Origin of the sequence: Fonticella tunisiensis (genome assembly GCF_004364155.1) — a bacterium.
Lineage (GTDB): Bacteria > Bacillota > Clostridia > Clostridiales > Caloramatoraceae > Fonticella > Fonticella tunisiensis.
The window spans coordinates 154,282-181,263 of the sequence record NZ_SOAZ01000004.1 but is presented as its reverse complement, the minus strand read 5'-3'; the positions used below and the strand labels follow the sequence as shown (position 1 = coordinate 181,263).

At 38.5% G+C, this 26,982-nt stretch carries 25 protein-coding genes; 5 read left to right on the top strand and 20 right to left on the bottom strand.

Features of this window, described 5'->3' with window-relative positions:
- Positions 1-116: 116 nt before the first annotated feature.
- Positions 117-308, bottom strand: coding sequence for a hypothetical protein (locus EDD71_RS15505; RefSeq protein WP_207669272.1), 192 nt, complete (start codon positions 306-308; stop codon positions 117-119).
- 161 nt (positions 309-469) lie between these two features.
- Here EDD71_RS15505 and EDD71_RS04020 point away from each other — a divergent pair, with 161 nt between their 5' ends.
- Complete coding sequence (locus EDD71_RS04020; RefSeq protein WP_243116396.1) at positions 470-841, top strand: SatD family protein; 372 nt, start codon at positions 470-472, stop codon at positions 839-841.
- Here EDD71_RS04020 and EDD71_RS04015 read toward each other — a convergent pair.
- The 6 genes from EDD71_RS04015 to EDD71_RS03990 form a co-directional block, all read right to left on the bottom strand.
- A complete protein-coding gene (locus EDD71_RS04015; RefSeq protein ID WP_279233002.1) occupies positions 835-1,635 on the bottom strand; it encodes a DUF3307 domain-containing protein in 801 nt (266 codons plus the stop codon). The two genes, EDD71_RS04020 and EDD71_RS04015, sit on opposite strands and share 7 nt — an antisense overlap.
- Before the next feature lie 20 nt (positions 1,636-1,655).
- Complete coding sequence (locus EDD71_RS04010; RefSeq protein ID WP_166636329.1) at positions 1,656-2,450, bottom strand: SatD family protein; 795 nt, start codon at positions 2,448-2,450, stop codon at positions 1,656-1,658.
- Between the two features lie 1,243 nt (positions 2,451-3,693).
- On the bottom strand, positions 3,694-6,183 hold the full coding sequence (locus tag EDD71_RS04005; RefSeq protein WP_133627449.1) for an ABC transporter permease: 2,490 nt from the start codon (positions 6,181-6,183) through the stop codon (positions 3,694-3,696).
- Positions 6,184-6,195: 12 nt separating this feature from the next.
- Positions 6,196-6,882, bottom strand: coding sequence for an ABC transporter ATP-binding protein (locus EDD71_RS04000; RefSeq protein ID WP_133627448.1), 687 nt, complete (start codon positions 6,880-6,882; stop codon positions 6,196-6,198).
- A 724-nt stretch (positions 6,883-7,606) separates the two neighbouring features.
- Positions 7,607-8,848: a HAMP domain-containing sensor histidine kinase gene (locus EDD71_RS03995; protein WP_133627447.1), complete on the bottom strand. Its 1,242-nt coding sequence runs from the start codon at positions 8,846-8,848 to the stop codon at positions 7,607-7,609.
- 4 nt (positions 8,849-8,852) lie between these two features.
- Entirely contained in the window at positions 8,853-9,548 is a 696-nt protein-coding gene (locus tag EDD71_RS03990; RefSeq protein ID WP_133627446.1) for a response regulator transcription factor, read from the bottom strand.
- A 444-nt stretch (positions 9,549-9,992) separates the two neighbouring features.
- Between EDD71_RS03990 and EDD71_RS03985 the strand changes: the two genes are divergently transcribed.
- Positions 9,993-10,496 carry a hypothetical protein gene (locus EDD71_RS03985; protein WP_133627445.1) on the top strand — a complete coding sequence of 168 codons (504 nt, stop codon included), beginning with the start codon at positions 9,993-9,995 and terminating at the stop codon, positions 10,494-10,496.
- A 136-nt stretch (positions 10,497-10,632) separates the two neighbouring features.
- Here EDD71_RS03985 and EDD71_RS03980 read toward each other — a convergent pair whose 3' ends face one another.
- On the bottom strand, positions 10,633-11,394 hold the full coding sequence (locus EDD71_RS03980; RefSeq protein ID WP_133627444.1) for a DeoR/GlpR family DNA-binding transcription regulator: 762 nt from the start codon (positions 11,392-11,394) through the stop codon (positions 10,633-10,635).
- A 212-nt stretch (positions 11,395-11,606) separates the two neighbouring features.
- On the opposite strand from EDD71_RS03980, the gene EDD71_RS03975 reads away from it, so the two are divergent.
- Together EDD71_RS03975 and EDD71_RS03970 are read left to right on the top strand one after the other, a co-directional pair.
- Positions 11,607-13,907, top strand: coding sequence for a formate C-acetyltransferase (locus tag EDD71_RS03975; protein WP_133627443.1), 2,301 nt, complete (start codon positions 11,607-11,609; stop codon positions 13,905-13,907).
- A gap of 11 nt (positions 13,908-13,918) precedes the next feature.
- On the top strand, positions 13,919-14,743 hold the full coding sequence (locus EDD71_RS03970; protein WP_133627442.1) for a [formate-C-acetyltransferase]-activating enzyme: 825 nt from the start codon (positions 13,919-13,921) through the stop codon (positions 14,741-14,743).
- A 54-nt stretch (positions 14,744-14,797) separates the two neighbouring features.
- On the opposite strand, the gene EDD71_RS03965 is transcribed toward EDD71_RS03970, so the two are convergent.
- The 5 genes from EDD71_RS03965 to EDD71_RS03945 form a co-directional block, all read right to left on the bottom strand.
- Positions 14,798-15,115: a PTS fructose-like transporter subunit IIB gene (locus EDD71_RS03965; RefSeq protein WP_133627441.1), complete on the bottom strand. Its 318-nt coding sequence runs from the start codon at positions 15,113-15,115 to the stop codon at positions 14,798-14,800.
- A gap of 70 nt (positions 15,116-15,185) precedes the next feature.
- Positions 15,186-16,286 (bottom strand): PTS fructose transporter subunit EIIC, encoded by a 1,101-nt coding sequence (locus tag EDD71_RS03960; RefSeq protein WP_133627440.1) that lies wholly within the window; start codon positions 16,284-16,286, stop codon positions 15,186-15,188.
- A 92-nt stretch (positions 16,287-16,378) separates the two neighbouring features.
- A complete protein-coding gene (locus EDD71_RS03955) occupies positions 16,379-17,059 on the bottom strand; it encodes a fructose-6-phosphate aldolase (RefSeq protein ID WP_133627439.1) in 681 nt (226 codons plus the stop codon).
- Positions 17,060-17,071: 12 nt separating this feature from the next.
- A complete protein-coding gene (locus EDD71_RS03950; RefSeq protein ID WP_133627438.1) occupies positions 17,072-17,509 on the bottom strand; it encodes a PTS sugar transporter subunit IIA in 438 nt (145 codons plus the stop codon).
- Positions 17,502-19,532 carry a BglG family transcription antiterminator gene (locus EDD71_RS03945; protein ID WP_133627437.1) on the bottom strand — a complete coding sequence of 677 codons (2,031 nt, stop codon included), beginning with the start codon at positions 19,530-19,532 and terminating at the stop codon, positions 17,502-17,504. Before EDD71_RS03945 ends, EDD71_RS03950 begins: the two co-directional genes overlap by 8 nt.
- Positions 19,533-19,663: 131 nt before the next feature.
- Here EDD71_RS03945 and EDD71_RS03940 point away from each other — a divergent pair, with 131 nt between their 5' ends.
- Positions 19,664-19,990 carry a hypothetical protein gene (locus tag EDD71_RS03940; RefSeq protein WP_133627436.1) on the top strand — a complete coding sequence of 109 codons (327 nt, stop codon included), beginning with the start codon at positions 19,664-19,666 and terminating at the stop codon, positions 19,988-19,990.
- An 883-nt stretch (positions 19,991-20,873) separates the two neighbouring features.
- Here EDD71_RS03940 and EDD71_RS03935 read toward each other — a convergent pair.
- The 7 genes from EDD71_RS03935 to EDD71_RS03905 all read right to left on the bottom strand — a co-directional run bounded on the left by EDD71_RS03935 (position 20,874) and on the right by EDD71_RS03905 (position 26,954).
- Entirely contained in the window at positions 20,874-21,494 is a 621-nt protein-coding gene (locus tag EDD71_RS03935) for a CBS domain-containing protein (protein ID WP_133627435.1), read from the bottom strand.
- 100 nt (positions 21,495-21,594) lie between these two features.
- The gene (gene rimI / locus EDD71_RS03930; protein WP_479724190.1) at positions 21,595-22,053 is read right to left on the bottom strand and encodes a ribosomal protein S18-alanine N-acetyltransferase; all 459 of its coding nucleotides are present in this window, start codon (positions 22,051-22,053) and stop codon (positions 21,595-21,597) included.
- Complete coding sequence (gene tsaB, locus EDD71_RS03925; RefSeq protein WP_133627434.1) at positions 22,037-22,750, bottom strand: tRNA (adenosine(37)-N6)-threonylcarbamoyltransferase complex dimerization subunit type 1 TsaB; 714 nt, start codon at positions 22,748-22,750, stop codon at positions 22,037-22,039. Before tsaB ends, rimI begins: the two co-directional genes overlap by 17 nt.
- A 51-nt stretch (positions 22,751-22,801) precedes the next feature.
- Positions 22,802-23,257 (bottom strand): tRNA (adenosine(37)-N6)-threonylcarbamoyltransferase complex ATPase subunit type 1 TsaE, encoded by a 456-nt coding sequence (tsaE, locus tag EDD71_RS03920; protein ID WP_133627433.1) that lies wholly within the window; start codon positions 23,255-23,257, stop codon positions 22,802-22,804.
- Positions 23,258-23,447: 190 nt separating this feature from the next.
- Entirely contained in the window at positions 23,448-24,833 is a 1,386-nt protein-coding gene (gene gltA, locus EDD71_RS03915) for an NADPH-dependent glutamate synthase (RefSeq protein WP_133627432.1), read from the bottom strand.
- A gap of 3 nt (positions 24,834-24,836) precedes the next feature.
- Positions 24,837-25,658, bottom strand: a complete 822-nt coding sequence (locus tag EDD71_RS03910) for a sulfide/dihydroorotate dehydrogenase-like FAD/NAD-binding protein (RefSeq protein WP_133627431.1) — start codon at positions 25,656-25,658, stop codon at positions 24,837-24,839.
- 123 nt (positions 25,659-25,781) lie between these two features.
- A complete protein-coding gene (locus EDD71_RS03905) occupies positions 25,782-26,954 on the bottom strand; it encodes an iron-containing alcohol dehydrogenase (protein WP_133627430.1) in 1,173 nt (390 codons plus the stop codon).
- Between the last annotated feature and the right edge of the window lie 28 nt (positions 26,955-26,982).

The following is a 26,982-nucleotide window of genomic DNA, read 5'->3' as shown; positions in this document are numbered from 1 at the left end:
GTAATTAAGATGGGCTTAAGGTTAAGTATGGTTTACACTAACCCTATTCTACATGATTTTTTCACGGGGTGTTGCATTTAATATTGCAATTTAAGATTTTTCTACCAGTTATTATTCTAAAGAATTTTTGCCATGTTTTCCAAATATCGTCCACAGGTATAATAGCAATACTGTTCATATATATCATTTACAACATCAAACTTCAGAAAGGCAAATTCCCTTTGAACTTCATTATAAATAAGCTTTGAATCATACCTTTCAACAAAATCATACGGAAAAAGCCGAAGGCCTATCCTCTGTATCACCAAAGCAGAAAATCCACATAATATATAATAGATACTTATTGCTATTATAGTTGTTCATTATTTTATAAATAATTTTGTTTAGATTATTATATGAACATTATATAAGTTTAGATTAAAACCTAAACTATATTATATAGTCTTCGGGGGTGTTATATTTGCAATTTATGACAATGATATGTGATATAAAAAAATCTAAGGAGTTGAAAAACCGCGAAGAGGTCCAATATAAGCTTATAGACACACTAAAGGAAGCTAACAGTCTGTTTTCTTCTATAATTGCCTCCCCATTTATAATTACCATCGGTGATGAATGGGAGGGACTTTTGTACTTTCCCTGCGACTTCTACAGGGTTTTGGATTTTTTTAGGAGCAGATTAGGCTCCATAGAATTTTACTGCGGCATCGGAGTCGGGGATGTCTCCATACACAACTTTGAATTAACAGTAAACCAGCTTGACGGGCCTACCTTCCACCGGGCGCGCAAGGCAATATCCCTCGCAAAGGAGATGGGCAGTTCTCTCGTTCTAATTCAATAGGGAATTGTACTCAAGCCCTTTACTATTACCCCAACTATGATTGCAGAAATAAAGCTTATGAAGCTTCCAATAATAAATAACTCAACAAATTCATCATCATCAAATCTTTTAAACCTGGCTATGGATTTTGTCGCCAGAACAAACCCTATCACTTGAGGAAGATCAAGTAAGATGGAACATATTATAAAAAGCCTTTCAAGTATACCGATTATGAAACCTCCATCGGGGGCACCATCTGTTTCCTTAAGGTCCTCCCTGATTTTGATATTCATGTTTATTGCTCTTTTGTAGGGCTTTAATTTTATATGGTCAAAAAATATTCTTATAAATATTCCCGTTCCCCACAAAGCAGCTATTATTAAAATACCTGAGACAAGAAGCCTGTCCATATATTCCATATTTTTAAAGACAGCAAACTTGTCTCTTACATCCTGGTGACTAAAGGCTGCGATATAGGCCTTAAAACCCTTGGGAAGGAGCATAAAAATTATGAAGGCCATATGCACCACCTGATCCACCACAAAGATTGACAGGCTGTATTTCGTAAAGGGACTTTTTATAGCAAGAACTGACTTTATATAATCCACAAGGAAATGGAAGGCTCCAATGGCCAGAGCAGTAAAAAAGATTTGTACTGACATATAATTAATTATGAAAGCCAGTGATACCATAAAATAAACAAGGGCATGGAGTAAATTTCCCCGTAAACTTTTTCCTGACTCGGGACTATACCTTAATTTCACTATGTAATTTGACTGCAATAAAAAATCTGATACCATATGGGCAAATATCAACAAAAGTATAACCCTTATATTCAAGCTTCCACTTCCTTTAGCATTGCGTAATAACCCAGCAAACGCTCTATCATGATGTTATTTTTTTGAATGGTAAAAAAATCTGCACTATTAAGCCTTTGACTTATGGCCCCTATTGTTTCATTATTCCTGCTCTCAACTATCTTTCTGTAGGAGCCTAGTTCCAAGTAGTCCATATAGGTCTGCTTCTGCTTATTCGTCATCCTTGACTTTAAAACTTCGTTGTTTTCAATAAGAGTATTTATAATATCCTCAAGGAACTTGATATTAAAAAGTTTCTCTTCCTCTTTGTCATTAAGTATTACAGAGAATGCTGCCTCATCAAAGGCATCTGTCATAATCCTTTTATCTCTGCCAGATATCAGGCCCCCCTCTCCACCGAAAAAGTAAACCCTGTTTTTCTTACTGGCTCTGTATTTTCTCCTGCCGTTTCCTTCACCCTTGGCTATATTTATTGCCTCCCTTGCCATATGAAAGCAGGGCCCATCCATCTTATTAACCTCTTTGTAAACCTCTGTACTCAATTCCCCGATTCCTATCCCTGCATAAAATAGAATATCAAGTGTCCAAAGGTATTGCTGAAACTCCTCTATAATACTGTAACACTTTGAAGGATTGTAAAGCAGCGCCTGCCATTCATCCCCTGTTGTAAAACCTATAGGAGCCGCTAAGAATTCTCTATATTTATTGTTTATCTTGTTTATACATTCATCCAGCTTCTGCTGTACCCTGCTCCTGTCATCCATTTCCCTGGACCTGACAAGGTCCATTGTGACTACACCATATACTTTCATCATGACTCTCTCCAATTTTAAATTTATTAATTTAATCCGTTGTGCTAGTTCAGGGGCTGAGGGTCGATAAAAAATATATGAAATTCACATTTTTCAAATCCCGAGCCTTAGAACTTCTTTGCTAAGCGTGCTGGTGAATGAAATATATTTTTTATCGCAGCGCCGATCTGTAAATTTATCTAGCACAACGAGTTAATTTAGCAATAAAATCCTCTTATGGCAGTTGTGTATGCGTGATAATATCAAACATATTCATGCTAATAGCTCCTGTCTTAAAAATTGGCTCTATTAGTTAAGTCTTGTCAATATTTATTGATTATATTCGATATGATATGAAAAAATCCTTTTTCATGATAAATTGCAGCCATATGAGTTATTACTTATTACACATATAACTCATTTGACCGCCACTATTGTTTGGAATCATGGTTCCTACACCAGAATATAAGAATTCCCTTCTATTTATTTCTTATTTGGCATTTCAAAATAAATTATTGTCAACATCGATGCAATAAAGCCGGTTACAATTGTTGAGTCACTTCTTAAGAGGTAGCCTATAATATACCCAATAATTATACTTATTATTACATTAAATATTTTTCTAATCATCTTTTATCCCCTTATAAATTTATTACCTTTATTTTATATCCATATTATACCATAGTAGTTTTACCTGAAAGTATTAGATATAAGAAATGGAATATTATTATAATTTAGTTATTCTGTATATTATAATATAAGGATAAAATACTTACCATGCACTCCATGAGTACCTCTACAACTGGTACAACAGAAAAAGAATTTATAGCAGCATTGAGTATATTACCCCTCAGCAATGTAAGGATAGGGCTAGAAAATCAGCATAGTAAATTCTAGTTCTTGTGTCTACTCTGAAAAGTACGTTGGAATAAAGCATAAAATATCTACAGGAGGACGCTGCGACAAAAAATATATTTCATTCACCAGTACGCTTAGCAAAGAAGTTCTATGGCTCGGGATTTGAAAAATCAAGAACTTTCGTTAAACTCGCTTCTCTCAAACAAACGAAAGTTCTAGGATTTTTCTGCATCCCTTCGCCAAGAACTTCTAATTGCACGCTTTATGTGAATTTCATATATTTTTTATCTCCGCTTAGGTATTGCAAAACGTTTTTCATAATCTTGTGGTGAAATTTGTTTCATGTATAGCTACTATATTGACATAAGTCCACTATTTAATTAACCGTCCCCTATAACAAACTTAGTTAGAAATCCTCCCTTATTGCATCTATTAAGTTATCCTTTTTCATTCTTCTAATAGGCGCCAATACTGAAAGGTAGCCGATAAGCATAACTCCAATTGCTGCTATTAATATGGAATCCAATGGGAATTTATAGCTTTGCTCCCTAACATCACTTATACCTCTATACAGTAGATAGGAAAGCAGTGAACCAAATACTGATCCATAAATGCTTCCCATCATTCCATAAAGAATTCCTTCAAGAATTATCATTTTTCTTAATCCCCTTTGAGTAAGCCCTATGGACTTCAACGCCGCAAACTCTCTTCTTCTTAAAATTATATTTGTAGTCAGGGTATTTATAATATTTACGCTGCCAATCAGCGATACTACAACGACAAATCCATATAGAAGGATTTTAATCATCAGTATAGCCGCCTTGCTTGTTCTGTTTTGGTCGATAAAGTTTATAAGCTTTAAGTTATTTCCATTGTTTATTATACTTTGGATGTCCTTCTTAGCTTCACTTTCAAGCTTTACATCCTTTATCTTTATATTTAATCCAATTGGATTTATACTTTTAGATGTTAGCCTTTCTGCTACGTCCTTTGTAGTTATCATTTTAATTCCCATTTCATCTCCCCTAAAGGTAAAGGGGTTTCCTTCAAGAACGGCCAGCACCTTAACTTTATTAACCCTCCCCTGTCCGAAATCAACTTTTTTCTTGCTGGTATCATATCTTGCTTCATTTAATTGAAGGAGAATCTCATCTCCTGCCTTCAAATCCGTTACAGGGCCATAGAAGATTTTCTCCGTTTTTTGATTGTATACCCTGTTCTTCCCGATTATAATTACTCCATTTTCCCTGTTTAATCTTTCAATATCGATTTTTCCTTCCTTAAGATATTTCTTAGCTACCTCAAGGGATTTATCATCATAAACAACCAGGGAAGCACCCATTAAGGTCTTATTTTCGCCATTGTAGTTTATGTCATTGTAGATATTTCCAATATCCTTTATATCCTTAAGCTCCCTTGTTTTATCAATTACTGCATCAAAATAATATGAATTAAATACCCTGTAGGAAACATCGGTGTAGGGCAGTCTATTTATATTTTCTATAATGCTCTCCTCTACCCCGGCATTTTCTCCATCATTGCTTCCTGTTACTACAGAGAAGTGTATATTTCTTGATTCATTCATTTCACTATAGACGTTTAAGGACATATCCATAAAAGCTTTAAAGGTTATAAAAAGTGTTACACTTATTACTATTGAAAATACGGTAATCCTGTATCTTTTTCTGTTCCTTTTGATATTCTTGGAGGCTAAAGCTCCCTCAAAACCGAATATCCTTCCCATAATATGGCTTTTTCTTCTCTTTAGCTTTTCCTTTATTATTGAGTTTCTGCTGCTTATGGCAACCAGCGGTGATATCCTCCCTGCAAATATCGCCGGAAGCAGGGCTGAAACATAGATTGAAACTAAACCAATTAAAATGCTTATCAGCATAACATCAATTGAAATCCTAGGGGATATAATTACAATGTTTTCCCCGCCAATTAATTTAAAGGTAAAATCTATTCCATAAAGGGCTACTATTCCAAAACCAAGCCCCATGGGTATGCCTATGGAAGCAAGAAAGGCAGCCTCTCTTAATATTATTTTTCTTATCTGCTTAGGTGTGGCCCCTACAGCCCTTAAAAGGCCAAACTGTTTTACTCTTTCCACTACGCTTATCTGAAAAGCATTATATATAACTGCTATAGTTGAAATAACAACTATTCCAATTATAACTGCCGCGGTAAAAATCATACCTTCAGGCATGGTTTCCCCCTGTGCCATAATAAGCATCCGGTTCTCTTCTATTGATTTTTCATCCGAGAGCTTCTTAAGTTCATCTATATTTTCCATCAGCTTCCTGTTTGGATTTAATTCCACTAATAAGATCCTTTGATCCTTATTTGCATTAGGATCGTTTGTTACAAGCTCTCCTATTCCATCATTCTGATTTCTATAGGTATCACTTAATATTCCAACTAATGTATATTCCTTATCTAAAATTTTTATTTTATCTCCAAGCTTCCCATCGGCTTTTATCTTATCGAGAAACCACCTCTCAACAGCAGCCTCTGTATTTGTTTTTGGAAATCTGCCCTCCTTAAGCTTGTATGGTAAAAGCTCCAATCCATCATCGCTTCCAAACACTTCTCTAACTTTAAACTTGTCATTTATATTTACTGTATCACCTGTAGCATAGGTGCCACTTCTTAAAACAATTGGATTGCTTTTAATTTTTGTTATAAGGCTGTCATCTGCCCTTTTATACATAACATGCCATGACCCATAGGTGTTTTTCACGTCCTGTATCTGAGCTTCCTGCATACTTTTTAGGAAAAATCCTATGGCTGATATGAGAGATACTGATAATATAATTCCTATTAAGGTCAATATGGTTCTTTTCTTATTTGCTCTTAAGTATTTTCCTGTAATCTCACTGTAGCCTTTAATCATCTCCCTCACCTCCTAGCTCTGCTTCAAGTATTTATCTGAAACTATTTCTCCATCCATAAGGGTTACTATTCTGTCTGCCGAAGAAGCTATATTTATATCATGGGTTATAAGTATCAATGTTTGATTATACTTCTTTGCAGAAAACTTTAGAAGTTCGATTACTTCCTTTGAGTTCTTGCTGTCAAGATTTCCGGTGGGCTCATCTGCAAGCACTATTGATGGCTTATTCAGCAGAGCTCTTCCTATGGATACCCTCTGCTGCTGTCCTCCAGACAGCTCCGAAGGCAGGTGATGCTTTCTATCCTCCAGGCCGAGAAGCTTTATGATTTCATCTAAATATGCCTTATCCACCCTGTCATTATCTAAAAGTGCAGGCAGTGCAATATTTTCTTCTACATCTAAAACTGGAATCAGATTGAAGAATTGAAATATGAAACCTACCTTCCTTCTTCTGAATATGGCAAGCTTTTCTTCACTATAGCTGTAAATATCCTCTCCATCAATAATAACCTTTCCTTCCGTAGGCCTATCCAGCCCTCCCAGAATATGAAGTAATGTACTCTTGCCTGAACCGGAGGCCCCTACAATAGCCACAAACTCACCCTTATTTACGCTTAGATCCACGCCCTTAAGGGCCTCTACCCTGTTTCCTTCCTTACCATATATCTTTTTCAGACCTTGTACCTTTAAAATCTCCATATTGACCCTCCTAACATTACTATACTTTTATGCCTGATATTTTTTCCTGCTAATTTAACTCTTTATGGCAGCTCAACAACATAAGCGAAGATAAAAATATGTGGAACAAACATAGAGCCAGCAACTACAAAAACTTAGTTTTATTATATCCCCGTTATTTAAAAGACTCCATGACTCTCCCCTTACATTAAAAAAGTTATCTTACAGTTTAGTAAGATAACTTTAAACCTTCCACTCAATTTAATTTGTATACCATGTGGGCGAACGCTGTTCGCCCCTACTGCTGTACTATGGGATTAAATCGGTGTTAAGTTCCCTTTAATCGCTTATGCGAGCGAATAGTGTTCTCCAATACTGCTATACGATAGAATTTTATCTGTGTTAAGTTTCTTTTAATCGCTATACGGGCGAACACTGTTCGCCCCTACTGCTGCAAACTTGTTACTGTGTTGCTCATCTATAACTTAATTTGTTGTGCTAGTTCAGAGGCTAAGCGGAGATAAAAAATATATGAAATTTACATAAAGCGGGCAATTAGAAGTTCTAGGCGAAGGGATGCAGAAAAATCCTAGAACTTTCGTGACTTAAGCAAGGCGAGTTTAACGAAAGTTTTTGATTTTTCAAATCCCAAGCCTTAGAACTTCTTTGCTAAGCGTACTGGTGAATGAAATATATTTTTTGTCGCAGCTCCGATCTGTAAATTTATCTAGCACAACGAATTAGCTTAATACTTTAAAAACGTAATAACAAACCTCGTTCCTTCTTTCCTGTCGCTTCTCGCCTCAATATACCCTCCATGCCTTTCAATTATAGACTTGGCCAGGGACAAGCCTATGCCTATGGAATCACTCTTTTTCGAATTCCTTCCCTTATAGAATCTTTTAAATATATTGGCTAAATCCTCCTCAGGAATGATGTCTCCCGTATTTTTGACTGTAATTCTTGTATACACAGGATTATCCTCTAAATCTATTACAACGCTACCGCCTTCATTAGAGTGTTCTATACCATTTTTAACTACATTGATTAAAGCCTCCTGAAGCCACAGCCTGTCATGACTAAAATTTACATCCCCCTTTGAAATGAAATCCACCTTAACTTTTTTCTCAAGTGCCTTGCTTTCCAGTGTTTCTATAACTTCCTCTATGGTTTCATTTAAGCTCTGCTTTTCTATCTCAAGTTCAATGGCATTGGCATCTATTTTAGCAAGCTTAAGTAAGTTTTGAATAAGCCATTTCATTCGATTGAGCTGGTCTTGATTGTTTTTTAAAAAGGTCTCTCTTTGCTCCTTTGTTAACTCCCTGGTAAGCATTATATCGTTATATAAAATCATGGTGGAAAGGGGAGTCTTAAGCTGATGGGAAATATCCGAAAGGAGGCCCACAAGAAATTCCTTTTCTTTCCTTAGGGCATAGATATGGGCTCTTATAACCTCCCCCATTGAGTTAAAGGACTGTGTAAGCTTGGATAAATCCCCCTCCTTTTTCCCACTTAACTTCAAATTATAGTCTCCCTCTACTATTCTTTTAGCGGCTGAACTGAAATTTCTCATATTATCATAAAAATAACCGTACTGCAGATAGTTTAGTAAAAAAAGAAGTCCTGTTAAAACGATGCCTAGAAACAGTATATTAAATATGCTGTTTCTAAAGCTATCCTTTATATAAGGAAATAGGCTTACCCCAAGGCCTTCACTTAAACCATACTGTCTTAAAATTTCTCTGCCCTTTAACTCTTCCTCCCTGGTTAGTTCCCTTGTCATAAGAGGCACTATCTCTCCCTCAAGCTGAGGGCTCTTTTCAATCACCCTGGCCGTAATGCCCCCCAGAACCCTTATATAATCCCTTCTTAGGTTTTCATTATTAACTTTTATAACTATGTAGTTACATATTAGAAACACTGCCATGATGATGAACAAGACAGCAGAGCTTTTCTTAATTTCCGGATTATTAAAATACCCCTTCATACTGCTACTCCTTTGTAACTTCCCTATTCCATTTATAGCCTAAACCCCTCTGGGTTATTATATATTGAGGTTCCTTTGGGTTGTCTTCTATCTTTTCTCTAATTCTCTTTATATACACGGAAAGGGTGTTTTCATCAAAAAAGGCCTCGGCACCTTCCAAGAGTTCCCTGAGTATCTCATCCCTCTTCATTACAACCTTAGGCTTTGACATAAATATTAAAAGAAGCCTGTATTCCTGTGCAGTAAGAGCTACCTCCCTGCCCTTTTTCTTAACAAGGGCCATAGATGTGTCCACTGTTATATCACCACTGATAAGCCTGTTGCCAGGGGCAGCTGCTTTAGAATTTCTTCTTAAAATCGCCTTAATTCTTGATATGAGTTCCTTTACCCTGAAGGGCTTTGTTATATAGTCGTCTCCCCCTATTTCAAATCCAAGCACCACATTTACCTCTTCATCAAGGGCAGTCAAAAATATTATTGGAACATCACTTTTTGTTCGAATATATTTGCAAAGCTCATATCCGCTCCCATCGGGAAGGTTTACATCCAGTATTACAAGATCAAAGCTTTCGTTTTCAAACATCCTTTTCCCTTCATCGAAAGTGGCGGCTCTTAACACCTGATAGCCTTCATCTATTAAAGTAAATTCTATACCTAAGGCTAGAGCTTCATCGTCCTCAACCAATAATAATCTGCCCATTTTTATCCCTCTCTTTCCTGATTATTTAACCCGTTGTGCCAGTTTTTTATATATAAAATTCACATTTAGCAAGCAATTGGAGGCTCTTATGGAACTTCCATGTGCAAGCGTATTGGTAAATTAAATATATTTTTTATCGCAGCATCTTTTAGTCTTAAGAATAATTATATCTTAATAGATCAAGTATTTCATGGGTTTTATGCAGCCTTCTTCAGCCACTCAGTCATTGCAAAATTTGAGAGAGCTTATAGTTCTCCAAGCTCAAAAATAAAATTATCTTAATTCATAACTTAATGAATTATACAGGTTACTATACTTTACTTTTAATTTTATAATTGGAAACCTATGTATGAACAGATATAATAGATATTGGAATGTAATGTTAGCCTCCGGTAAAATTTAATCGGTACGTAACGATATAATATATCAAAGGAGGTATAAGCAGTGAAAAGAATTATTATGATCATTATATTCTTATTAAGCCCATTATTAATTATAGCCGCTTGTAGTACAGAAAAAATTAAAAAAGAACCTGAAATTAGTTTGAAATTTAATGTGTCTAATTTGACAGACATAGAATTTCAATCTGTAGGGACCGGGCAGCTAGAAAATGCTTCAAAGAATGACTTCAAAAACATGGAATTTACTTTGGATGTAAAGCACTCAAACAAAATATCAAACAGAAAAATTATAATACCTGACATTAAAAAGATTGCTAATTCATACGACAGAGAACGATATTGGTTTGGACAATCATACAGCCAGGACAATTCAGAAGAAAAATTCGCTAAATATAGCAATAAATTTGTATTCTACTCCAAGGGGTTAAATGAACAAGCCATTAGGAATATTTTTAATACAGCAGAGGTAAGAGTTTCTTGGACAACAGATAGTGGTAGCAATGAAGAAAAGATATTTAAATTAGGTGAAGTAATTCAATTTAAATGATAGTTCACGATATTTGTAAGGGGGCATGAATTAAAGTTTAAATTTACTCTATAAAAGGCAATGAAAGAATTTTCTATTCGTAAGCAACTGTAAAACGTCCCAATGTTCCTGCGCCCCCACACAATAAATTTACCCCCTATATTACACTCGTATCGTTGCTTGCAAGTATTTCAAGCAAGTTATCGTTTGGCCTCTCCTCAGTAATAACACTGTTTACATCCTGAAGGTGGGCAAACTTGTAGGTGCCGTCTATATAGAACTTCTTATTTTCCATAACCAGAAACACCTTCCTGCTGGATTGCATAATGGCCTTCTTTGTATTGCCGTCCTCGACATCGAAGGTTGTTATGCTCCCATCATATATATCTATACCGCAGCTCCCTATAAAGGCCTTGCTGACCTTGTATTTAGATATGCTCTCTATGGCTGCAGCCCCTATAAACCCGTCCAGTTCCTTGTTGAATACTCCACCGGTGCATATTACCTTACAGGTATTATTGTTTGAAAATGACTTCACTATATCCAGCATATTTGTGATAACGGTAAGCCTTTTGCTGCTTTTTGCGATTATCTCAGAAAGAAGTATATTTATCGTTGATATATCAAGGAAAATAGTCTCGTTTTCCTCGATGAGCCCAAAGGCCTTCTCTGCAATAATCCTTTTAGCTTCAAGGTCCCTTTCTTTTCTATTTTCTATTTTCTCCTCCCTGGCAGTGCTTCTCAGGAGCACTGCTCCCCCATAGGTCCTTTTGATAAGCTTTTGATTTTCAAGGTTTTTTAAGTCCTTCCTTATGCAGTCTTCAGTTACATTGAAAAGTTGGCTCAGCTCCTTTACAACTACCTTCCCTTCCCTGTTAAGTATTTTAACTATTTCCTCGAGTCTCTCCGATGCAAACACAAAACCACCACCCGTTTAATTTTATTTAATAACAATAATATCAACATTAGTAAGATAATATTATTTTATCTTATTTACTATTATTTAATCAAATAAATTGTTAAATACATTCTAAAAATATATTGAACTCCCTCTAAAAAAGTAATAAAATAATATTAAACAATAATAAATAATAAAAAACAATTTTAAAGATGTTATAGGGGAGAAAATCAATGTTAAAGGATCGTATTGACTTGTTGAAAAAGCAATTATTTGAAAACAAGAGGGAGATATCCCTTGAGAGGGCATTATTGTACACTGAAAGCTACAAGCAGACAGAGGGGGAACCTGTTATTATAAGAAGAGCGAAGGCAACCGCCAATATACTCGATAAGGTCGCTATTTCGATAAGGGAAGGTGAATTAATCGCAGGTAACAGAACGATAAAGCCAAGAAGTGGTATAATCTCTCCTGAGATGGATCCCTACTGGATACTAAAGGAGCTCGATACAATTCACGCAAGGCCCCAGGACCCTTTCTATATATCAGAAGAGGATAAGAAAATCTACAGGGAAGAGCTTTACCCCTATTGGGCCGGCAGATCCCTAAAGGATTCCATTAACGGAAAGCTGAGAGATGAAATAAAGGAAGCGATTTCTCTGAACATCTTCAAGCTTAACCAAACCGACAAGGGACAGGGCCATATCATAATGGACCTCAGCAGTGCATTAAACAATGGCCTTGGATATGTAGTTGAAAGGGTAAAGAGATTGTCAAAATCCCATCCAGAAAACGATTTTTACAGAGCAGCACTAATCGTTCTTGAGGCTTCCCAAAGGCACATACTAAGATATGCAAAACTTGCGGAGCAGTACGCAGCCAGGGAAGAAAATGAAACAAGAAGGAGTGAACTCCTGGAAATAGCCAGAATATCAAGTAAGGTTTCAAGGGAAAAGCCCGATAGCTTCCATGAGGCCTGCCAGCTGTTTTGGTATTTAAACGTAATTGCACAGTACGAGTCAAACGCAAGCTCCATATCAACTGGAAGATTTGACCAGTTCATGTACAGCTTTTACAAGAAGGACATAGAAAAGGGTGTCCCCCTTGAATATATAAAGGAAGTGCTTGAGTGCCTTTGGATAAAGATGAACGATGTTGTTTTAATTAGAAGTGAAGAGAGCGCAAGATACTTTGCAGGCTTCCCAACGGGATATACAGTGGCCCTTGGAGGCCTGACCCCAAGCGGGCGCTCAGCGGTAAATGAACTGTCCTATCTGTGCCTCGAAACCTACCAGGACGTTCTCCTTCCACAGCCAAACCTTGCTGTAAGGTTAAATGAATTTATTGAAAGGCCCTTCCTTAACAAGACCGTTGAAACTATAAGGTTTGGTACCGGTATACCACAGATATTCAACGATGAGGTTATCGTTCCAGGCTTTTTAAACAGAGGGGTTTCCCTTGAAGATGCAAGGGACTACGCGATAGTTGGTTGTGTGGAGCTTTCCATCCCTGGAAAAACCTACGGACTTCATGATATTGCCCTCTTTAACCTTCTAAAGGTAATGGAGCTTACCCTAAAGGAGTTTAAATACTCCAGGGACGTTACCTATGAAAAGATCATAACCAGAATAAAGGAAAAGATAGACCACTATGTAAGCCTTATGGCTGAGGGCTCAAACATCGTAGATATTGGCCATAGGGACTATGCCCCAATCCCCTTCCTTTCATGCTTTGTAGATGACTGCCTATCTAAAGGTATGGACGTTACCTCTGGTGGAGCAAAATACAACTTCTCAGGGGTTCAGGGAATAGGTATAGCAAATCTCAGCGACTCCCTATACGCCCTTAAAAAGATAGTTTTCGAGGAGAAGCGAATATCCTTTGAGGAGCTTATAAACGCCCTGGATTCAAACTTTGAGGGAGAGGAATACGAAAAGCTTAGAATAAGGCTTATAAACAAATACGATAAATACGGAAACGATAACGACGAGGTTGACGATATAGGCTCAGACATACTCCGCCACTACAACCTGCAGGTTGAAAAGTACACCAATCCTCGTGGAGGGATATTTACTCCTGGTTCCTACACCGTTTCAGCCCACGTTCCCCTTGGAGCTGCAGTTGGAGCAACTCCTGACGGAAGAAAGGCCAGGGAACAGCTGGCAGATGGAGGACTTTCTCCTATGGTCGGAAGGGATAGGCTTGGTCCAACGGCAGTATTAAAGTCCGTAAGCAAGCTTGATAACTACCTTACTTCAAATGGAAGCCTCCTGAACGTTAAGTTCTCTCCAAAGACCCTTGAGGGACAGGAGGGAATCAATAAGATGGCAAACTACCTCCTGGCCTTTATGAAGCTTAAGATACAGCATATACAGTTCAATGTAATATCAGCAGATACACTGAGGGATGCTATGCTCCATCCTGAAAACTACAAGGGCCTTGTGGTAAGGGTTGCCGGATACAGCGCCTTCTTCATTGAATTAAGCAGGGAAATTCAGAAGGACATCATTGCGAGAACAGAACACTGTCTATAGGATGTGATTATATGAAGGCATTAATATTCAACATTCAAAGATATTGTATTCATGATGGGGAGGGCATAAGGACAGTTGTCTTCTTCAAGGGCTGTCCTCTCCACTGCCCCTGGTGCAGCAACCCCGAATCACAGAGCTACAAGCCTGAAAAGGTTCGTGTAAACAGCAGATGTATTCACTGCAGCTTCTGTTCCATGGACCCCGATGAGTGCCCCTCAGGCGCCATAGAGATATTCGGAAAGTATTACACTATAGAAGATATAATAAAAGAGGTTATGAAGGACTCCATATTTTACAACACCTCAGGAGGAGGGGTAACCCTCTCCGGTGGAGAGGTTTTATCCCAGGCCCCCTTTGCTGCTGAGCTTCTAAGGGAGTTAAAGAGACTGGGAATAGACACAGCCATTGAAACCAGTGGACAGGGAAGCACCGAGGGACTTAAGGCAATGGCAGAAAACCTTGACACCATACTCTTTGACCTTAAAATAATGGATGCTGATAGGGCCGCTGCAGTCCTTGGTGCGGACGTCAGGCTTATTGAATCCAATTTGAGGATGCTCGTTGAAAGTGGAAAACACGTTATACCAAGAATCCCTTTGATACCCGGATATAATATGGATGAGGAAAACCTTAAGGCAATAGCCCGTCTTGTTAAGGAACTGGGGCTTAAGGAGATTCACCTTCTCCCCTTCCACCAGTATGGAAAGGGCAAATATGAATTTCTAAACAGAAAGTACCAGCTTAAGGATGTTAAGCCCCCTTCAGAAGGTGAAGTAGAAAGGGTTAGGAATCTTATGGAAGGATATGGATTTAAAGCAGTAGTTGGCGGACTGTAGAAGTAAAAAAACAGGTACCAGCAACCTCTGCGCCGGTACCTGCTTTTATATCGCTTACTTCTTGTTGTTTAAGTATGCTATTATTTTGTCGATTATCTGGTCTGCCTTTTTAATAGCGTCGCCAACTCCTACGTTGACTATTGGCTTACCGTTAAATCTTTCCCTTTCCTTTATGCCCATGTCCTTTGTAAGGATAACCGCATCAGCATTTTTAACATCCTCCATAGTTATTCTGTTTTCAATTCCTATGGAGCCCTGGGTTTCGACCTTTATCTCGATTCCCTTTGCCTTTGCAGCTCTCTCGAGTGCTTCTGCCGCCATATAGGTGTGGGCAACTCCTGATGGACATGCTGTAACTGCTAAAAGTTTCATAAGATTCATCCTCCAACTGATGTTTTATGATATATAGTTTACAAATTATATTGCTAACAATGACTAAAACTTACTCGAAGGATATATCTATTTCATCACTTGAAGCAACAGTACTGCTCTCCTTCTTCTCTGAAACTGGCTTCTTTATGAGATTAACCATAACTGCTGTTACTGCAACGCCTACTAAAGTAGCTATAATGTAGCCAAACTTCCCTGAAGCTACTGGAAGTACTATCCAGCCGCCCCATGGTGCTGGGTTTCCTGCTCCGAATATCATTGAAGTAACTGCGCCGGCAGCTGAACCTACAATGATTGAAGGTATAACTCTAATTGGGTCAGCTGCAGCAAAAGGAATAGCTCCCTCTGTAATGCCGATTAATCCCATTAGTATGCCGGCCTTTCCTGCTTCCTTTTCTTCCATGCTGTACTTCTTAGGAGCCAGCAATGTTGCAACTCCCATTCCTATTGGAGGCGTACATATGGCAACCCCGATTGCAGCCATAATTTTAAGAGCTATTGGACTTGCCATTCCAGTTGATGGATCAATTGTTCCAACCATGGCTGCTCCAAATCCGTATGCAACCTTGTTTACCGGACCACCCATGTCAAAGGCTATCATGGCACCAAGTATAATTCCAAGTATTACCAGGTTACCGGTTCCAAGCCCCTCAAGCCATGCCTTCATTGCAGACATAATTCCTGCTATTGGAGATCCAACAACCCAAACCATTAATCCTCCAACTATAACTGTTCCAACCAGTGGAATAACAAATATGGGCATTACGGATCTCATTATTGTTGGAACCTTGATCTTCTTCAAGTAGAATACAACTAAACCTGCAAGCAAACCCGCTACGATTCCACCAAGGAAGCCTGCTCCAATTTTGTTGGCAAGGTAACCACCGATAGCTCCTGGAGCAATACCAGGCCTATCTGCCATTGAAAAAGCTATAAATCCTGCGAGTATTGGAACCATTAGTCCAAGTCCTGCTGCACCGATGTTGAAGAGGTCATTTAGTGCAGTTCCCTCTGGTGGTACCGCTGCCGATCCGTAAAGCAATACCGAAAGTGCCAGGAGTACTCCTCCCGCTACTACAAAGGGTATCATATAGGAAACCCCTGTCATAAGGTGCTGTCTTGTGTTTTTGAAGAGCTCCTTTAAATCATTCATTTTTTCTCCCCCTTTTTATTTATATTTATAATCCCTCTCCACAATTCCTGTAAAATGTTGCTTTTCCCCATTGCAGAGAGGAATTATTATCGTTAATAAAGATTATTGGTTAATTTGCCCTTTCCATATACCCCTTCCCAATCGCTTATAAATCGGTCAACGCTCCAATCTGTAAGTGGGTGGGCAAGAAGCCGATCCATTATCTCGGGGCTTACTGTTATGGACTGTGCTCCACTCAGGAGAACCCTGTGCACCTGCTCCACGTTCTTGAAGGATGCTGCAAGAACCTTGCTGTCTAAGCCATGTACTTCAAAGAGCCTGACTATTTCCTCAACAACCCGAGCCCCGTTGCCGCTGATATTATCTATTCTATTTACATAGGGAGCCGTAAATTCAGCACCTGCATTGACTGCCATAAAGGCCTGCTCAGCTGTGAAAATAGCTGTTGCGGTTGTTTTGATCCCTCTTTTCTTTAACATCTTTATTGCCTTGATTCCTTCAGGAATTACAGGTATCTTTATATATAGGTTTCCACCTATTGACTCATTTAAAAATTCTGCTTCCCTGATGATTTCATCCGCAGTCTTTGAAAGAGCCTGTACATGAAGCATGGTGTCCTTTCCGATTATGCTTCTAATATCCCTTAGAATGCTTAGAAAATCTCTCTTTTCCTTTGTAATTATTGTAGGATTTGTCGTTACCCCGCTCATTGGGTACAGATCAAATGCTCTTTCTATCGCCTTTAAATCTGCCGTGTCTAACATATATAACATAAATTTTCCCCCTTACATTTCAAGAACGCTTGCTATTTCATCTATTCCCTGTGAGTTTTCCAGCCTTTCTCTAAACTCTTCTCTCATTATCTTTCTAGACAGCTGAGCAAGTATCTGAAGGTGTGTGTTTCCTGCTTCCTTCTCCGGAACTGCAAGAAGGAATACATATCTGACCTTCTCATCTGCACTCCACTGCACCGGATTTTTAAGTCTTGCAAAGGCAACTGCTGCATCCCTGACAGCTTCACACTTTCCGTGGGGTATGCTCACACCAAAGCCAACTGAGGTTGGAAATTCCTCCTCCCTCCTATGAACCTGTGCAAGATATTCATCTAAATCTATTAATCTTCCCTGTTTTTCAATTATTCTTGCAAGCTTCTCTATTACCTCGTCCTTTGAGCTTGCCTCCATATCAAGTACTATCATATCCCTGTTTATTAGCTTATCCATTTTGACTGCCTCCATTTTTTAGAATCTCAACAATTTCTCTTGTACATGCTGCGCTTAAGACTCTATTTATTGCTTCAGCGTTATCCAGTACATTATAGAACTTTTTAAAGAAGGTTCTTGTTGCAGCAACATCTTTAAATTTCAAGGCCAGAATGATAATCAGCCTTATTTCATGGTTTCTCCAACTTATAGGATTTTTAAGCAAAATAATGCATACCTTTGGCTTTATTACAAACTCCTCCGTAGAGTGTGGTATGGAAATTCCCCTGCCTATATAAGTTGAAGATTTTATTTCCCTCTCAAGTATATTTCTTGAAAAGCCCTCCTTAACGAAGCCCCTTTTCTCCATAATGCTTCCATAATAATTTATTATCTCGGTAAAATCTTTTCTTTCCTTGTCAATGAAGCAAAGCTCCCCGTCAATTATGTCCTCATAGTCTTCCGAGGTTGTTTCGGTTATTTCAGCTTGTCCATTACTCGATGCCTTAATCCTGGCTATTGCCTTTTTTATATTCAAAATATCCATTTCATCTACCAGAGTACTAATATAAACTGAGTTGATTCCCGGCTTTTGAATAGGAACTGTCGTTATAATCAGATCAGTTTGTCCTATTATCTTTGCATCAAGCTTCTTGGAGGGTAGAATCGCAACTACTTCAAGCTCCTCGACCTTCTTTGAAAGCCTTGCCGCAACCATCTGGGAGGTTCCTACTCCGCTGGAACATATAACTGCTGCCCTGATTTTGCTGCTAACTCTCTCCATTGCAACCGCAAAGTGAAGTGTGATGTACCCTATTTCATCCTCATTTATGGTAACTCCCATATTCTTTTCAAATATGCTGCTGCAGGCCCAAACCGCTCCGAAGATGCTCGTATATTCATTTTTTATCCTCTCAAGCATAGGATTTCTAAGCTTGAGCCCATATTTTAGCTTTACTATTGTGGGCCTTAGATGGAGTGCAAGTGCCAGCTGCAGAAGTTTGTCCTTAGTTAAGTCAACCTTCAGTATATGGCTAACCAGGGCTATCATTTCCTTTGCCATCTCCTGATAAGCATCCTCCTGTGAGTTTAGAAGGGCATCGCAATCCTCAAGATTTACCTGTTCCTGTATCTTCGCCCCCAATATATGAAGGGTAATATAGATTATTTCCTCCCTGGGGATGTTTATCTTAAATTCCTCGCTTAATCTTTTTACTATCCATTCGGCTATTCTATATTCGTTTTCATTATTTTCGATTATATCTTCAAAATTCTTCTCAATGCTTATGCTCCTGTTATTCTTTATTCTTTCAATGGCTATTGCAATATGAACAATAAGATTCACAAAAGCCTGATCTGTAAAGGAATATCTCAGCCTGTCCTCAGCCTGCAGTATTATTTGCTGTATTTTCAATATGTCTATCCTGGGAAACATTTGTCTTATCTTTTTGTAGTTTGTAAGGTCAAGCCTGTCATCCAGGTTTTCGAATTCACTTTCGCATAACCCTTCGCTGTTGGTTTTATCCTTCTTCTCAAAGAACAAATCAGCCATGGCCCTTCTGAAGTCATCTTCGTTTCCTTCCACCCAAAGCCCCTGATTTTGCCTTCGCCTTAAGCAAAGGCCCCTGTCCTCAAGCCATTCTTCAACGTACACCAGATCGTTGATTATGGTGCTTTTGCTGCAGTAGAGCTCTTCGGACAAAAGCTGAATCGTATAGGTACCCCTGTTTTTGAGAAGTATTCCGAGTATATACTCTCTCCTGGCCTCAGGTGAGTATTCCCCTACCATGGGATTCTCATTTTGTATTGACCTTAATAATTCTGCCCTTTTTTCTTCATCAATATCCAGGTAAACACCGACACCGGGCTTTTTAATCAGGGCAATTCCATTTGCCTCAAGCTCTTCACCTATATCCTTCAAATAGTTTCGAACCGTCCTTTCGGATAGATCGAACTCCTCGGCCAGCTTTACAGTTGTAACAGGTTCTTTCGCATCCAACAACGCTGCGATTATCTGTCTATGAATCCCAGTCTTAAAGTTCATTTGTTTTCACATCCAGTAAAGATTTAATATTAAATCTGATTTTATATTAACACGTTTTATTCCATGACTCTATATGCCAATGTTCAGTTTTGTTTCCGCATTATTGCGGTAAATTATGATTGAGGCTTCTTTTGTATGCAGATCAATATAGAAGCGAGAGGGTGATACTTGTTATGGACTTTCCCCCTGAGGAGATACTGGAATTTGTATCAAAATGCGCAGGGATAGACAAGAGGCTTCTGCATGCCAAAAACAGAATGGAGACAACGGAGATGAGGGCCCTTTGCGTACTTTTGATGAGGCATTTGTGCAACTTCACCCATAGGGATATATGCAGGGTATTAGGATATGCAAGGGCATCCAGGATATCAAGGCTTGGGACAATGGGGCCTAGTATGGTCTATGAGAAGAAATGGCTAAAAGAGTTTGCTTTTTTAAAAACAAGAATTAAACGATGAGGCTAAAAACTCTTAAAGCAAGAGCCTTTTTGGTAATGGCAAAACATGGACAAGCAGTGTCTTTTTTTGTTTTTTTGGGTAGGTCGGGTATGAATCGAAGTTTAAATTTACTCCATAAAAGGCCTGGAGGTAAAAAACGAAAGAATTTTCTATTCGTAAGTAATTGTGGGTAATTGTGAACCGTTCCTATGTTCTCAAACTATCTCTACTGGTTTAAATGGCTATAGTTCTTTAAAGAGGATAAGGAAATCACTAAAATCAAGAACTTTTTAGTGCATAGCAATTCTAATTTCGTAAAGGTGAATATAGCCGATTTGAAATCAAAAGCGCCGATACCGGTATAATAAAAATTTGACTTCCACTACTATAATTAAATAAACTGAAATAAGCAAGGCGTTATATATCTAATTATAACAATAGAATTCTAATAAATTTTATAGGAGGTAGTAAAAATGAAATTAATCGTTCTGTCAATCATTTATTCCTTAATTATAGTTGTGTTTCGCTACTTGAAATATAAAAAAAAACTATTACTTATTAACAATACCTATATTCTTATCAGCATTATTCTTTAATACTCCATTGTCTCTCAAATTAAACAAATCAATAGATAATATTTTGGTTGTTATATTAGTTATTCTTACTGGTATTATTTTTTACTTATTTTATAAAGATAATAAGACAAATGATAAATAGGTATGAAGTTAAAGCTGATGAAATTAAAGAGGCAAATTATAGCCCTTTATTCAAATTATATTAAAAAAATTCTCTCCCTAATGTATAAAATCCAAAATCCTGTCAATAATCTAAAATGAAATAGCTTCCCATGGCTAATATCCCGGAAAAGGCACAGAGGGCTTTGCCCTCTGTGCCTTTTCTCATTCTATTGAACTCTAAATCCTGCGTTCTTTACAGCGTCAACAATCTTTATATAGTTATCGGTTCTAAGCCTTATAACTATTTCCTTAACCTCTGTTTTTGTTTTCGGGTCCATAACAACAAGGCTTATTATATCTCCGCCGTATCTGTTTATTATTTCCGTAAGCTTTGCGATCTGACCCGGTATATCATAGGCGATCACCGAAAGCCTCTTTCCCTTATGAATTCCTATAACCTCGGCAAACTCTTTAAATATAACCTTGTGAGTTATGATGCCTTCAAATTCTCCATCGCTATTTATTACAGCAATGAAGGGGACTCCGGATAAATTCAACGTATAGGCTGCCTTTTCTATTTCATCTATGGGTTCAAGCACTGGTATATCACTTCTTAGCAAATCCTTAACCTTTGTATTGTCAAGGTATTCTTCCTTGTCTCCCCCTTTTTCAAAGTATTCTGCATAGATCCTTTCCTTTGAAATGACTCCCACAAACCTCTTACCCTCCGCAACGGGAATTGAAAGAAAGTTTTTCTGGTTTATTCTCTCAAGAGCAGTCCTTATGCTGTCATCTGGCTTAACCGTTACAAGTTCCCCTGCTGGAAGCATCAAAGCCCTTATTAACATTACATCACCCCACTTGGAATATTAGATTTTTTAAAATTATATTATAAATATGGTCTAATATCCAGTATTTTTAAAGCACAACTCCATAATATGCGCAAGCTTACAAATTGTACTTCCACATGATAATTGCATCTTCCCCGGTATCCTGATAATATCCTTTTCTAATGGCAATCTCGGCAAATCCATATTTTTTATAAAGGCCTATGGCATGTGTATTGCTAACCCTAACCTCAAGGGTCATAGCATGGACACCGTTTTCCCTTGCAACGCTTATCATATCCTCCATCAGCATGCTTCCAAGGCCAATACCCCTAAACTCGGGATGGACAGCTATGTTGGTTATATGTGCTTCGTCAAGCATTATCCACATGCCTCCATAGGCTATAACCCTTCCGTCCTTTAATATTATTCTGTATCTTGCGCATTTATTCCTGGTGAGCTCCGATATAAAGGCTTCTTTTGTCCATGGTGTTGTAAAGGATAGCCTTTCTATAAGAACAACATCATCCACGTGGCTTAAATCCATATCCGCCATATAAAAATCATTCAACCCTAACACCCTGCTTTCTTTCATATTCCCTTTCAGCCTGTGACTTCCTTATATATATGGGGCCATATGTAAATATGCTGTCCTCCTCTCCCTTTTTAAGCCTTAAGAGTGCAAGCTCTGCAAGGGATGAAGCCCTTGGCATATTTGTCGAAAGGGGTGCAAAGGCTGCCCTGTCCTTTAAGGCTTCAATAAGCCTGTCCCTGTGAAGTTTTACTCCATCTCCGCAGAACATAACCCTTTCGCTTCTTTCCATAAGCCTGCTTATAAGGTCATCAATGTGAAGGGCATCGTAATCATGTACCTTAAACAGTTCATCATTTTGCCAGCTATATAGGGAGGTATATACATTATCCCTCAGTGCATCCATAATAGGGCATATTATGCCGTCAAATCCAACCTGCTGAAAGGCCATGGCATCAAGGCTTGAAATGCCTATGAACTTCATATTTCCTCCCTGGGCAATCCCCTTGGCAGCGGCAACACCTATTCTAAGACCTGTAAAGGAACCCGGGCCTCCCGATACAGCAACGGCATCTATGTCATTTATATTAAGTTCGAGCATTTTAAGAAGGTCCTCAATCATTGGAAAAAGTATCGTGGAGTGTTGAAGCTTATGATTTAAAAAAACTTCAGCCTCAAGCTTCTCGTCACTTAAAACCGCAGCAGTTGCTGCACTTCCCGATGTGTCTATAGCGAGTATTCTCATGTTTTTTCTCCCTTCAACTCAATGTGTATAATGTTAATCCTCAGCTAAGTTCTATCTCCCGTCGGGTTTTAACTCCCGCCCGAAAGTTAACCTATCTCCACCCTTTATATCTATCCTTCTGGTTACCTCGTCTACCTTGCTTATGTATATGTCAATCACATCATAGGGCAAAAGCTCCCTCACCATATCCCCCCACTCTATAACGCACACGCCATTTCCAAAAAGGTACTCCTCAAAGCCTATTTCATTCATCTCATATATATCCTCTATTCTATAAACGTCAAAATGATAAAGGGGCAGCCTACCCTCGTACTCGTTCACTATTGTAAATGTAGGGCTTGTTATGTAATCGGCTACCCCAAGTCCCTCTGCAATTCCCTTTGTAAGCTGGGTTTTGCCTGCCCCAAGGTCGCCGTTTAAAACTATAATATCCCCCGGCATCAGCTGCTCCCCTAACCTCACTCCAAGGTTATAGGTCTCCTCCGGGCTTTTAGTAATAATCTCCATATCATGCACCAACCTTTTATCATTATATTATATATTCTAACCATATAGAGAGGGATATAAAATACCTTCTAATATTAAAAGGAGGGGATTAACCCTCCTTTTAATATAATATATGTCAAATTACATTGCAATTTATTAAAAACAGAGTGCCAACAGTTGTCTGTCCACATTCTGAAGATTTTATCATAACTCATTTATTTAATCTTTCATGAATAGCCTTAGCAGCCTTTTTACCCGCTCCCATGGCTAAAATTACCGTTGCGGCTCCTGTTACAACATCTCCACCTGCATATACGTTTTCTTTGCTGGTCTCCATTGTTTCTTCCTTTACTATAATACCGCCCCAGCTATGGGTATCTAATCCTTCTGTAGTTTGCCTGATTAGGGGGTTTGGAGTTTGTCCAATTGCAATGATAACCGTTTCAACTGGAAGTATAAACTCGCTTCCAGCCTTTGGTACAGGCCTTCGCCTTCCTGAAGCGTCCGGCTCCCCAAGCTCCATTTCAATGCACTCCATTCCTGTTACCCAACCTTCTTTTCCAAGGATTCTTACTGGATTTGTAAGGAGCTTCATTTGTATTCCTTCTTCCTTTGCATGGTGAATTTCTTCAAGCCTTGCCGGCATCTCTTCTTCAGAACGGCGGTATACAATATAAACGTTTTCAGCTCCAAGCCTTTTTGCTGTACGTGCAGCATCCATGGCAACATTTCCCCCGCCAATAACAGCTACGTTCTTTCCTACTTTAATTGGCGTTGGACTATTTGGAAAATCATAGGCCTTCATTAAATTGCTTCGCGTTAAGAATTCATTAGCTGCATATACACCGTTTAGGTTTTCTCCCTCAATTCCCATAAACTTTGGAAGTCCTGCCCCGCTTCCTATAAACACCGCCTGATATCCTTCTTCAAACAGTTCATCGATCGTTATGGACCTTCCTACTAATACATTTGTTTCAATCTTTACTCCAAGCTTTCTTATATTTTCTATTTCCCTCTCAACCAGTGCCTTTGGCAGACGAAACTCTGGAATGCCATACATAAGCACTCCACCCGGTGTGTGCAGCGCTTCAAAAATAGTAACTTCATAGCCCATCTTTGCAAGTTCCCCTGCACAGGTTAAGCCTGCAGGGCCTGCACCTACCACGGCCACCCTTTTACCATTCTTTTCAACTTCCTTTACATCATTTTTTACATTCTTCATATAATAGTCTGCAGCAAATCGTTCAAGCCTTCCTATTCCTACTGGTTCTCCCTTTATACCTCTTACACAATTTCCCTCACACTGGCTTTCTTGTGGACATACACGGCCGCAGATTGCCGGTAATCTATTCTCCCTTACTATGATTTCATAGGCTTTTTTAAATTCTCCAGCTGCTATTTCTTTAATAAACTCAGGGATTGGTACATTTACAGGACATCCCTTCACACAGGGTTTATGCTTACACTGTAAACACCTTAAAGCTTCTTCAACAGCCTGTTCTTCCGTATATCCAAGGGCTACTTCGCTAAAATTTTTAGTACGTATTTTCGAATCCTGCTCTGGCATTGGCACTTTTTTTAAACTCATGTTTGGCACTTTTTATCCCTCCAATCCTATGAGACATACATGCTCTTCTTCTTTGTACATTCTCTGTCTTCTCATGCACTCTTCAAAATCAACCAGATGTCCATCAAAGTCAGGGCCATCTACACAGGCAAATTTAATCTTTCCACCAACAGTTACGCGGCATCCTCCACACATACCTGTACCATCAATCATAATGGGATTTAATGATACAGATGTAGGGATATGATACTCCCTGGTAATAGCGCAAACAGCCTTCATCATTACAAGGGGACCAATTGCAATTACCTCATCATACTCCTTTCCTTCTTCAATTAACTTTGTTAAAACATCCGTTACAAGTCCCCTATGGCCTCTACTTCCATCGTCCGTTGCTATATAGACGTTTTGGCAAATCTCTCTAAACTTATCTTCTAAAATTACATATTCTTTTGTTCTTCCTCCAAGGATAACATCTACATTTACTCCCATTTCACTTAATTTTTTAATTTGAGGGTATAAAGGCGCTGCTCCAACTCCTCCGCCAATTCCAAGTACGCGTTTATGTTTTTTTAGTTCAGACGGTTTTCCCAGGGGCCCTGCAATATCCTGTATTGTATCTCCAGCTTCTTTTTGCGATAGTTTTTTAGTGGAGTATCCAACAATCTGATAAATAATCGTTACAGTTTTCCTTTCCCTGTCATAATCTGCAATTGTTAAGGGTATTCTTTCACCATTTTCGTCAACTCTTAAAATAACAAACTGCCCCGGCTCACATCGTCTTGCTATATAGGGCGCCTCTATTTCCATTAATTGTACTGTTTCGTTTAATATTTTTTTAGACAGTATCCTATACATTTTTCCCACCCCTTAAATCATAAGTAGATTTTGCAAAATTTTCATATCATTTATATTATATCGAAATATCAATAAAAGTGGCATACACCCGGCCACTTTTATTGATATTATTTTTAGAATGTTCTAGAAAGTCACTGGATTTCCATAGAATGCACATTCTAAAATCTTAATTAAATCCTCTTTCTTAGCTTCCCTTGGATTTGAAGCTGTGCATGGATCCAGCACAGCGTTTTCAGCAACAAAATCAACCGTTTCCCTAAACTGCTCTTCTGTTACCCCATTGTCCTTTAATGTATTTACAATTCCTACCCTTTCCGACAGTTCTACTATAGCCTTGATTAGCTCGTCCACTAATTGTTTATCAGTTGCCCCAGGCAGCCCCAATCTTCTTGCAATATTTGCATATCTATCCATACAAACCTTTGAATTATATTTGATTACATATGGAAGCAATATTGCATTACACCTTCCATGGGGAATATGATATTGTGCACCAATCTTATGTGCAAGGCTGTGTACAATTCCCAAAAGTGCATTTGAGAATGACATTCCGGCAAGGCACTGGGCCATATGCATATTTCCCCTTGCTTTTTCCTCACCATTGTAGGAATCTACAAGATTTTCAAAAACCATAGTGATGGCCTCTAAAGCTAATGGATCTGAAAATGGAGAACGATTTGATGCGACATAGGCTTCCAATGCGTGGGTTAAAGCGTCCATTCCTGTATCGGCTGTTAAACTCTTTGGCATAGTGTTTGGAATGTCGCTGTCTAATATTGCAATATCAGGCGTTATTTCAAAATCAGCAAGTGGATATTTGATCTTAGTTGAGTAGTCTGTGATTACTGAAAAGGCTGTTACTTCCGTTGCTGTACCGCTGGTAGATGGGATTGCTACGAAGATTGCTTTATTTCTAAGCCTTGGTATTGAAAATGGATCTTTAATATCATCAAAGGTTAATTCCGGATGTTCATAAAATACCCACATGGCCTTTGCTGCGTCGATAGGAGAACCTCCACCGATAGCAACGATTACATCAGGCTGAAACTCCTGCATTACCTTTGCACCCTTCATAACTGTTTCCACAGATGGGTCAGGCTCTACTCCCTCAAACAGTTTAACCTCAAGCCCAGTTTCCCTTAAAATATTCTCTAACTTTCCCAAGAATCCAAAACGCTGCATTGAAGAACCGCCTGTAACGATTATTGCTTTCCTATAGCCTTTTAATGCCGTCCTCAGGTCCTCCATTGCCCCTTTTCCAAAATACAAATCTCTAGGTAAAGTAAAACGTGCCATGTTTCCCCCTCCTATATAACATCTCACT